The organism is Micromonospora sp. KC207, from assembly GCF_004348615.1.
Taxonomy (GTDB): domain Bacteria; phylum Actinomycetota; class Actinomycetes; order Mycobacteriales; family Micromonosporaceae; genus Micromonospora.
Genome location: NZ_SMKJ01000270.1, coordinates 1 through 9,942, shown reverse-complemented (window position 1 = coordinate 9,942; position 9,942 = coordinate 1). Strand labels below are relative to the sequence as shown.

Genomic DNA, 9,942 nt, shown 5'->3' with positions numbered 1-9,942 from the left:
GGGCTTACGCGCTCTTGCGGGGGGTGGCCTTCTTCGGGGCGGCCTTCCGGGCCGGGGCCTTCTTCTCGGCCTTCCCCGCCGCCTTGCCCGGGGCCGCCTTCTTCGTACCCTCGGCGGCCTTCGCCTCCGCGGCCTTCGCCCCGCCGACCCTCTTCGCCGCCGTCTTCTTGTCGGCGGCTTTGCGCGCCGGAGCCTTCGCCGCCTTCTGCGCCGATCGGGCCGACGTGATCGGGGTCGGCTCGCCGCCGCGCTCCGGCTGCTCCCCGCGCGCCGCGCGGGCCCGTTCCACCGACGCCTTCAGCGCCGCCATCAGGTCCACCGCCGCCGCCGGGGCCGCCTCGACCTCCTCCGGCTGGACCACCTCCCGACCCTCCACCTTCGCGTCGATGACCTCCTGCAACGCCGCCCGGTAGTCGTCGGTGAAGACCTCCGGCTCGAACTCGCCGGCCATCGAGTCGATCAACGAACTGGCCATCGCCAGCTCCGGCGGCCGGACCTTCAGGTCCTCGTCCAGGAAACCGAAGGCGGGGGTACGGACCTCGTCCGGCCACAGCATCGTGTTGAGCAGCAACACCCCCTCGCGTACCCGCAGGGTGGCCAGCTGCTCCCGTTGGCGCAGCGCCACCTTCACGATCGCCACCCGCTCCGAGTCGACGAGCGCGTCGCGCAGCAACACGTACGGCTTGGTCGCCGCGCCCTCCGGCTCCAGGAAGTACGCCTTGTTGTAGAGGATCGGGTCGACCTGCTCCGCCGGGACGAACTCCAGCACGTCGATCGCGTGCGAGGTGGTCAGCGGCAGGTCCGCGAAGTCCTCGTCGGTCAGGATCACCATCTCGCCGCCGCCGATGTCGTACCCCTTGGCGATGTCGTCGTAGGTGACCTCCTCCCCGCAGACCGAGCAGGTGCGCTTGTACCGGATGCGCCCCCCGTCCTTCCGATGCACCTGGTGGAAGCGGATGTCCTTTTCCTCGGTCGCCGAATAGAGCTTCACCGCGATCGAGACCAGCCCGAACGAGACCGCTCCCTTCCAGATCGCCCGCATCCCCCGCTCCTCTCCCCGACTCAGCTCAGGATCCCAAAGGATCGAAGCGGGCGCGATGACTTCTGTTGCCCTACTACAGTCAGACAATGCCCGGCGCGCCGCTGAAGCCGATGCTCGCGACGACCGGCCCGCTGCCCGTCGGCGCCGACTGGGCGTACGAGTTCAAGTGGGACGGCGTACGCGCGCTGGCCGACATCGTCGCCGGCCGGCAGCACCTGTACGCCCGCTCCGGCGTGCAGATCACCGCCGCGTACCCGGAGCTGATCAACCTCGCCGAGCAGGTCGACGACGCCCTGCTCGACGGCGAGGTGGTGCTGCTCAACCAGGCCGGGCAGCCCTCCTTCACCGCGCTCGCCGAGCGGATGCACGTGCGGGACCGCGCGAAGGCGGCCCGGCTCGCGGCGAGCGTCCCCGTGACGTACCTGATCTTCGACGTGTTGCGGCTGCGCGGCGCGGACCTCACCGGCCGGCCCTGGCGCGAACGCCGGGAGACCCTGGAGGGCCTCGGCCTCGGCGGCGCCCGATGGGCCGTGCCCCCGGTCTTCGCCGACGGCCGCGCCACCTACGAGGCGGCCGGCGAGCACGGCCTCGAAGGGGTGATGGCCAAGCGGACCGGCTCGGCCTACCGGCCCGGCGTCCGCTCGCCCGACTGGGTGAAGGTCAAGCTGGAGGTCACCGGCGACTTCGTCGTCGGCGGCTGGCGACCCGGGGCCCGCAAGATCGGCGGCCTGCTCGTCGGGGTGCCCCGTCCGGACGGCCGGCTCACCTACCGGGGCCGCGTCGGCGGCGGCATCGGCGCGGCCATCGAACGGGAACTGCTGCGCGAGCTGGAACCGCTGCGGACCGGGAGCTGTCCGTTCGCCGGCGACGTGCCCCGCGAGGATGCCCGGGGCGCCAGCTGGGTAACCCCCAGGGTCGTGGTGGAGGTGAAGTACGGCCAGCGCACCCCCGACGGCCGGCTGCGTTTCCCCCGGGTGCTGCGGCTGCGCCCCGACAAGCCGTCCGAGGAGGTGGACGATGCCGGCTGACCGGCTCAAAGTCGACGTGCAGGGCCGACCCCTGGAGTTGTCCAACCTGGACAAGGTGCTCTACCCGGCGGCGGGCTTCACCAAGGGCGAGGTGATCGACTACTACACCCGGATCGCCCCGGTGCTCCTGCCGCACCTCGCCGACCGGGCGCTGACCCGCATCCGCTATCCCAACGGGGTGGAGGACAAGAGCTTCTTCGAGAAGAACGCCCCCGCTGCCACCCCCGCCTGGGTACGCACCGAGACGTTGCCCGCCCCCGGCTCGACCAAGGGCCGGGAGACCATCGACTACGTGGTCGCCGACGACCTGCCCACCCTCGTCTGGCTGGCCAACCTCGCCGCCCTGGAACTGCACACGCCGCAGTGGAAGATCGGCGCACACCCCGACCTGCTCGTCGTCGACCTGGATCCCGGCCCCCCGGCCGGGCTGCGCGAGTGCTGCGAGGTGGCGCTGCTGCTGCGCGACCGGCTGGCTCGCGACGGCATCGACAGCTGTCCCAAGACCTCCGGCAAGAAGGGCATGCAGCTCTGCTGCCCGATCGCCGGCACCCAGTCCTCGGATGCCGTCTCCGACTACGCCCACCGCGTCGCCCGGGAACTGGAGGGCGAACACCCGAAGCTGGTCGTGTCGAAGATGGCGAAGAACCTGCGCGGCGGGAAAATCTTCATCGACTGGAGCCAGAACAACGCGGCGAAGACGACGGTCGCCCCGTACTCGTTGCGCGCCCAGTCGATGCCGTCCGTGTCGACCCCGTTGACGTGGGACGAGGTGGAGGCCGGCGCGGCCGGCAAGCGCCCGGCAGCGAAGCCGTATACCAGCGCCGAGGTGCTCAGGCGGGTGGACAGGCACGGCGACCTGCTGGCGCCGCTGCTCACCGCCGGCCCCGAGGTGTAAGGAAGGGCCCCCTGCAATCGCATTCCGTTGTACAAGGGGCCCCTCCTAACCAGCCAACCAACCCCGCTAACCGACAACGGCGAGGGCGGCCCCGCTCGTAACGGTACGGTGACCTACCGTGGCCCGAGTGGGCCGTGCCGACAGGGAGGTGTGCGATGGGAACGCCGGACGTGGTGTCCCTGTCGGTTGCCGGGCGGGCCGACGTCGACCGGCCGCTGTTCACCTTCTGCGACGACGCGACCGGCGAGCGGGTTGCCCTGAGCGCCGCCGACCTGGGCGACTGGGCGGCGCGCACCGCCGGGCTGCTGCGCGACGGGTGCGGGCTGGGCCCGGGCAGCCGCGTCGCGGTGCTGCTGCCGCCGCACTGGCGTACCGCTGCGGTGCTGTTGGGTGCCTGGTCGGTGGGGATGGCCGTGTCGTTCCGGCCTCGCGCTACCGCCGGGTTGCCGGTCCTGGAGCCGGGCGGGGACCGGCCGTACGACGCGGTGTTCGTCACCCCGGAGCGGCTCGACGACTGGCTGGAGGACGTGCCCGACGGCGTGCACCGGTACCTCGTCGGCGCCGGGCGCGGCCCGCTGGCGGAGGTGCCCGTCGGCTGGCTCGACTGGGATGTCGAGGTGCTCCGACACACCGACGCGCCGCCCGACTACGCCGGCGTCCACCCGGCGGAGGCGGCGACCCCCGACGGCACCAGCTTCGGCGCGTGGGGCCGCCTCGCCAGGGAGGTGGCCGACCAGCTCGGCCTGCGGGCCGGTGACCGGCTGCTGGTCGACGCCGCCGAGCACGATCAGCCGTTGAAGTGGCTGCTCGCGCCGTTGTCCGCTGGAACGTCGGTGGTGGTCTGCGCCAACCTCGACCGGTCCCGCCTCGACGCCCGGATCGCCGCCGAGGAGATCACCCGGGTGCTCTGACCGCCGACCGCCACGTGACCGGTGCCCCCTGGCCGCCGTGTCGGGAAGGTGGCGGTATCCGAGCGGCGGGATAACGCCATTTCGCCGACATGACGCCGGGGAAGCCTGTCCAACAGCGCTGCCCGGCCGCCTGGCGTCACATCGACGCCAACCCTCTTCCGGGGCTGTCGTCGGGGCCTCTGACGTGGTCTTATACCGCTACGACGACGTCATGACCCGATCATGGCAACCCCGCGTCGCTCCGCACCGCTCCCATTCCTGAAATGCACCGCACCCGGCCTGGACCCGATCCACAACTTCATGGACTACACGCAGGACTCCTGCATGGACATGTTCACGCCCGGCCAGGCGGACCGGATGAGCGACGCCTGGGTGGCGTTCCGGGCCGGCGGCGCGGGCTGACCCGGCACCTTGTCGGGTCGACGGGCCACCATTCTGATGGCCCGTCGACCCCCGGCGTCAGCGCGGCCCGCACCCGGGCGGCAAGGCGTCAGTGTCGGCCGAACACCTTCGCGGCGGGGCCGAGCCGGAGCAGGACCGTCTCGCCCGTGGCGTCCTGGACGGCGTCGTTGTCGGTGACCGCGTACACCTGACCGTTGCCGGCCACGGTCAGGCCCTCCAGCTTCTCCTGGGTCCAGCCGTCGGTGGCGCGCAGCGCCGGCAGCACGTCGACGGCGAGCGTCTTCGGCAGCACCGCCAGTGGGCCCGGCGCGGCCGGGCCGGCGGGCATCGGCACGGTGTAGACGCGCTTGATCGCGGCGGCCGGGCCGTTCAGCTTGTCCCGTTCGACGACCGCGAGCCGGTTGCCGACCACGGTCACCTCGGACAGCCCGATCCAGTCACCTGGGACGACGGTGGACTCCAGCCGGTATCCGAACCAGCTCCACGTCCCGGCCGCCACGTCGTACCGTCCGATGCGGGCGACGCCGGCCGGGTCGGTGGACACCTCGCGCTGGAGCACCGCCCAGACGATCTCCCGGCCGTGCCGGTCGGTGCTGGCGGTGACCCCCTCGAAGCCCTGCTTGCCGAGCCCGGCGGCGACCTCCGCCGGCAGCGGCACGGTCTGCTGGGTCTTCCCGTCGCCGTCGAGCCGGACCAGCTTGTTCTCCGTGCCCTTGGCGCCCTCGACCGCGAGCCAGAAGCCACCCTGCGGGCGGGCGAAGATCCCCTCCGCGTCGTACCCGGTCGGGTTGCCGTCGGCGTCGGTCACGGGCAGGGAGTTCGTGATCACCGCCGGCATCCGTCGGGTGTCGACGGTCAGGATCCGGGTCGGGGCGTACGCCGCGTCGGTGACGCTGTAGAGCTGCTGCGGCCGGCCCGGTGCGGCGGAGAGGGCACCGAGCGCTCCCCAGCCGATCGGCGCGCCCTGCGCGTCGTCGGCCGAGACGATGCTCGGAAAGCCGGGGGTGTCCCCGCCCAGCCGGTAGAGCGACACCGAGGCGCGTACGCCCGCGTCGGCGTCGTCGGTCTCGCTGGACACGGCGAGCAGGCCCCGCGACGGGATCGGCAGCAGGCCCTCCGGGCCGTTGGTGGCGGGCAGGCCCTGGCGGAAGACCGGGGCGGTCGGCCGGCTGACGTCGTACACGGCGACGAAGTTGCTCCGCTCCGAGCCGACGAACGCGTACCGCACCCCGTGGTACTCGGCGATCGCGACGCCCTCCGGCTCGGTGCCCTTCTTCGCGGCCCGGTCCTCGTTGTGCAGGCCGTAGCGGACGGCGAGGCGTTCGAAGGTGTTGCCCGCGTCCCAGGCCACCTGACCGGTCCGGCTGTCGAAGACGGACCAGCCGCGGCTGCCGCCCCGCCAGTCACCCTCGTTGGCGGTGGCCAGGTAGCGGTCGTCGACCCAGGCCACGGCGTCGGGCTCGCGGGGAACGTCGGTGGTCGAGCCGGTCAGGTCGATCCTGCCGTCCTTGACGGTGTCGATGCCGCTGACCGAGGCCGTGCCGGCGCTGAAGGCTCGGGTGATCCGACCGGTGGGCAGGTCCACCAGGACGATGCCGTTGTTCTCCTGGAGGGTGACCGCGAGCTGGTTGCCTTCGTTGATCGAGACGTACTCGGGTTCCGGGTCGGTGGGTTCGGTGATCCCGGCGGCGGCCAGCGCCGGCAGCGCCTGGCCGCCGGCGGCGGTCAGCGGCACGGTCCGCAGCTGCCACCGCTGCGGCGTCGCCCTGCCGTCGAGGTCGACGATCTGCACGAAGCCGGCGGGGGCCTGGGGCAGGTCGCCCTTCTTGCCGCCGGGCGGGGTGGCGTCCTCGTCGCGCTCGTTCTCGATCGCGATCGTCGCGTACCGCTGGTCGTGGCTGATCGCGATCGAGTCCGGCTGCCCGCCGAGGTCGATGCTGCGTACCCGCTGGCGGGTGGCCAGCTCGATCACGTCGAGGCGGCCGGAGGGCGCGGTGTAGCTGGCGCTGGTGTTGACCACGACCAGGGCGTACCGGCCGAGGATCGCCACCGAGGTGGGCTCGTCCTCGGCGTCGCCGAGCTGGGCGAGGGAGAGCGTGCCGAGCCCGCGCGGCCGGTCCGGGCGGGAGATGTCGAGGAAGCCGATCCGGCGTGCCGCCGCGTCGGTGTAGACCAGCGTGCGACCGTCCGGGCTGACGGCCGAGATCTCGGCGACCGTCTCCGTCGCCGGGTCCTCGCCGGCCGGGCGGTTCTGGAACACGGGATAGGTGGCGGCGCGGTCGAAGGTGAGGCCCCCGGCGGGGCGGTGCCGGCCGGCGTCCGCCGGGCCGGCGACGGCCAGCGTGCCCGTGATGGCCAGCGCGGCGGCGGCGATGCCGGCCGTCGGGGTGCGGGTGCGTTTCGGTGCCACGTGGTCCTCCGTCTGCTCGGACTGCGACGGAGGCTGGCACGCACGGCCGAGCGCGAGCTGTCCCGGCCGTTAACGGCGAGCGAACAACCTCAGGCCAGGGCCCGGGTGCGCCGGTGTGCCCGAAATTGCGTTGACGCCGCTGACGTCCGGGCCGCCTACTGGCGGCTCATACCTTCGCCGTACGGCACTGGCGGCGGTGCGAGGAAGGGACCATTGTGGACGCGACGGACGGGTGCGTGGACGCCCTCACCTGGAAGGAGTTCGGTGAGGAACAGCTCGGGGCGCTCACGGAGCTGGCCGAGGCGTGCCTGGCCGCAGACGGCGGGCTGCCGCTGTTCGTCCGCCCCGCACTACTGCGGGCCCGGCTCCTCCAGACCCGTACCCTCGGCGCCTGGCACGACAATCGTCTGGTCGCGGCCGTCGGCGTCGGTCTGGGCACGCAGCCGGCCGGCAGCACCGGAATGGTGCATCCGGGCTGGCGCGGGCGGGGTCTCGGCGGCCGGCTGCTGGACTGGGCCGTGGAGCAGGCGGGGGACGCCGCCCTGCTGCTGACCACCGAGTCCTGGAGCCCCGGGGCGGAGCGGCTCTTCGTGGCGCGCGGTTTCGAGCGGACCTTCGCCGAGTGGGTGCTGCGGCACGACCTCGCCGCCCTGCCGGACGTGTCGCCGCCCGACGGGGTGCGCACCGGGCCGGTGACTCGGGAGTCCTGCCCCGAGCTGTTCGAGGCGTACCGGGCGTCGTTCGCCGACCGGCCCGGCTTCCGGGCGCCCGAGGCGCAGGAGTGGCTGGGCGAGCTGTGGGACGACGACGGGTACCGGCCGGACCTGTCGCTGATCGCCCGCGGCCCCGACGGTGCCGCCGTCGGCTTCGTCAACGTCGTCGACAACTGGATCGACCAGGTGGGCGTGGTGCCCGGCTGGCGGCAGCGGCGGGTGGGTGCGTACCTCGTGGGTGCCGCGCTGCGGTCGCTGGCCGGCGACGGCGCCGGCCAGGCGTGGCTCTGCGTCAACGACGACAACCCGGCTGCTGTGCTGTACCGGCGGCTCGGATTCGGCGACGCCGGCCGCCGCGCCCGCTACCTGCACCGACGCTTTTGAACGCGGGGCGGTCGGCCGGGTTCGCCCCCTCCGCCCGGCCCGGGAACAACCGATCCTGGGCCGGGCGTGGCCGGTCCGCGCGTCAGTCGACCGTCGGCAGCGGCGGGCCCAGGACGTCGTCGGCGTCGATGATCGTGTACGCGTACCCCTGCTCGGCGAGGAACCGCTGCCGGTGTGCCGCGTACTCGGTGTCGATGGTGTCCCGGGACACGACGGTGTAGAAGTGGGCCTGCCGGCGGTCGGCCTTCGGCCGCAGCACCCGGCCCAGCCGCTGCGCCTCCTCCTGTCGCGACCCGAACGTGCCCGACACCTGGATCGCCACCGCCGCCTCGGGCAGGTCGATGGAGAAGTTGCCCACCTTGGAGATCACCAGGGTCCGCACCTCGCCTGACCGGAACGCGTCGAACAGCCGCTCCCGCTCCTTGTTCGTGGTCGACCCCTGCACGATCGGGGCGTCCAGGTACTCGCCGAGCTGGTGCAGCTGCTCGATGTACCCGCCGATGACAAGGACCTGCTCGCCGGGGTGCCGGTCGACCAGCGCCCGCACCACGGGCAGCTTGGTGCGGGCGGTGGCCGCCATCCGGTAGCGCTCCTCGGACTCCGCCGTCGCGTAGGACATCCGCTCGGCGTCGGTGAGGGTCACCCGTACCTCGGTGCACTGGGCGGGGGCGATCCAGCCCTGCTGCTCGATGTCCTTCCACGGCGCGTCGTACCGCTTGGGGCCGATCAGGCTGAACACGTCGCCCTCGCGGCCGTCCTCGCGGACCAGGGTGGCGGTCAGGCCGAGCCGGCGGCGGGCCTGGAGGTCGGCGGTGAACCGGAAGATCGGCGCGGGCAGCAGGTGCACCTCGTCGTAGACGACCAGGCCCCAGTCGCGGGCTCCGAACAGGTCGAGGTGGGTGAACGCGCCGCCGCGCCGCGAGGTGAGCACCTGGTACGTGGCGATGGTGACCGGCCGGATCTCCTTGCGCTCGCCGCTGTACTCGCCGATCTCGTCCTCGGTCAGCGAGGTGCGGGCGATCAGCTCGCGCTTCCACTGCCGGCCGGCGACGGTGTTGGTGACCAGGATCAGCGTGGTGGCCTTTGCCTCGGCCATCGCCGCCGCCCCGACCAGGGTCTTGCCCGCGCCGCAGGGCAGCACCACCACCCCGGACCCGCCGGCCCAGAACGCCTCCACGGCCTCCCGCTGGTACGACCGCAGCGTGAACGGCTTCCCGCCGTCCTTGCCGGCCTCGGCCAGCTCGATCGGGTGCGCCTCGCCGTCGACGTATCCGGCGAGGTCCTCCGCCGGCCAGCCGAGCTTGAGCAGCGCCTGCTTGAGCCGCCCCCGCTCGGACGGGTGCACGGCGATCGTGTCGTCGTCGAGCTTCGCGCCGAGCATCCCGGCGAGCTTCTTGCTCTTGGCGACCTCGATCAGCACCAGCCGGTCCAGGGCGCGCAGCACCAGGCCGTGCGCCGGGTCGTTGGCGAGCTGGAGCCGGCCGTACCGGTCCATCGTCTCCGCCACGTCGACCAGCAGCGCGTGCGGCACCGGGTAGCGGCTGTACTTCAACAGCGCGTCCACCACGGCCTCGGCGTCGTGGCCGGCGGCGCGGGCGTTCCACAGGCCGAGCGGGGTGAGCCGGTACGTGTGCACGTGCTCGGGCGAGCGTTCCAGCTCGGCGAACGGCGCGATCGCCATCCGGCAGGACTGGGCGTCGGGGTGGTCGATCTCCAGCAGCAGGGTCTTGTCCGACTGCACGATCAGTGGTCCACCGCTCACGCCAGCGTCCTCTCCTCGGCCTGGTCGCCGGCCGTCCGGGGGGCGGCCACCCGCCTGAGACCGACCATCCAGTGTTGCACGAAGCCGGTTTGGGGCCGAAAATTCGGACACCAGGTGCAACCATTCCGGTACGTCCGGCGTCTAGCAGAGGGACGACCGACCCGGGGAGGCCCCATGAGACAGGTTCGGTTCACCACCCGGGTCGTCGCCCTGGCTGTGGTCACGCTGGTCGGCGTCGGTGCGTGCACGCCCGATCAGCAGGCCGACCCGGGTGGCCGTGGAGGAGGGCTCGCCCAGGCCGGCTCTGCGGAGAAGGCAACGGGGGCGGGCGGTTCGTCCGGTTCCGACCAGCGGACCCGGCCGGAACCGAAGCCCACCCCCACGAAGGCCAAGCC

General features: G+C 72.8%; 7 protein-coding genes and 2 pseudogenes. 6 read left to right on the top strand and 3 right to left on the bottom strand.

From position 1 onward, the window contains the following. Window positions 1–4: 4 nt before the first annotated feature. Window positions 5–1,042 carry a Ku protein gene (locus E1258_RS26035; RefSeq protein WP_132405744.1) on the bottom strand — a complete coding sequence of 346 codons (1,038 nt, stop codon included), beginning with the start codon at window positions 1,040–1,042 and terminating at the stop codon, window positions 5–7. A gap of 86 nt (window positions 1,043–1,128) precedes the next feature. Here E1258_RS26035 and ligD (E1258_RS26030) point away from each other — a divergent pair, with 86 nt between their 5' ends. The 4 genes and pseudogenes from ligD (E1258_RS26030) to E1258_RS26015 form a co-directional block, all read left to right on the top strand. Further along, complete coding sequence (gene ligD / locus E1258_RS26030; protein ID WP_132405742.1) at window positions 1,129–2,070, top strand: non-homologous end-joining DNA ligase; 942 nt, start codon at window positions 1,129–1,131, stop codon at window positions 2,068–2,070. Then, window positions 2,060–2,965: a non-homologous end-joining DNA ligase gene (gene ligD / locus E1258_RS26025; RefSeq protein WP_132405740.1), complete on the top strand. Its 906-nt coding sequence runs from the start codon at window positions 2,060–2,062 to the stop codon at window positions 2,963–2,965. The genes ligD (E1258_RS26030) and ligD (E1258_RS26025) overlap by 11 nt, the downstream gene beginning before the upstream one ends. 155 nt (window positions 2,966–3,120) lie before the next feature. Then, window positions 3,121–3,876: a TIGR03089 family protein gene (locus E1258_RS26020; RefSeq protein WP_132405738.1), complete on the top strand. Its 756-nt coding sequence runs from the start codon at window positions 3,121–3,123 to the stop codon at window positions 3,874–3,876. Window positions 3,877–4,149: 273 nt separating this feature from the next. After that, window positions 4,150–4,278, top strand: a pseudogene (locus E1258_RS26015) (zinc metalloprotease); the annotation flags it as partial. A gap of 88 nt (window positions 4,279–4,366) precedes the next feature. On the opposite strand, the gene E1258_RS26010 reads toward E1258_RS26015, so the two are convergent. Next, entirely contained in the window at window positions 4,367–6,688 is a 2,322-nt protein-coding gene (locus tag E1258_RS26010; protein ID WP_132405736.1) for an esterase-like activity of phytase family protein, read from the bottom strand. Between the two features lie 236 nt (window positions 6,689–6,924). Here E1258_RS26010 and E1258_RS26005 point away from each other — a divergent pair, with 236 nt between their 5' ends. Next, window positions 6,925–7,785 carry an N-acetyltransferase gene (locus E1258_RS26005; RefSeq protein WP_243715694.1) on the top strand — a complete coding sequence of 287 codons (861 nt, stop codon included), beginning with the start codon at window positions 6,925–6,927 and terminating at the stop codon, window positions 7,783–7,785. 82 nt (window positions 7,786–7,867) lie between these two features. Here E1258_RS26005 and E1258_RS26000 read toward each other — a convergent pair whose 3' ends face one another. Then, the gene (locus E1258_RS26000; RefSeq protein ID WP_007074221.1) at window positions 7,868–9,547 is read right to left on the bottom strand and encodes a DNA repair helicase XPB; all 1,680 of its coding nucleotides are present in this window, start codon (window positions 9,545–9,547) and stop codon (window positions 7,868–7,870) included. 174 nt (window positions 9,548–9,721) lie between these two features. On the opposite strand from E1258_RS26000, the pseudogene E1258_RS25995 reads away from it, so the two are divergent. Further along, window positions 9,722–9,942 (top strand): annotated as a pseudogene (locus E1258_RS25995) (murein L,D-transpeptidase); the annotation flags it as partial.

Bases quoted from the DNA above. Each gene is read 5' to 3' on its own strand.
- E1258_RS26035 (WP_132405744.1), bottom strand. From the start codon at position 1,042: ATGCGGGCGATCTGGAAGGGAGCGGTCTCGTTCGGGCTGGTCTCGATC.
- ligD (WP_132405742.1), top strand. From the start codon at position 1,129: ATGCCCGGCGCGCCGCTGAAGCCGATGCTCGCGACGACCGGCCCGCTG.
- ligD (WP_132405740.1), top strand. From the start codon at position 2,060: ATGCCGGCTGACCGGCTCAAAGTCGACGTGCAGGGCCGACCCCTGGAG.
- E1258_RS26020 (WP_132405738.1), top strand. From the start codon at position 3,121: ATGGGAACGCCGGACGTGGTGTCCCTGTCGGTTGCCGGGCGGGCCGAC.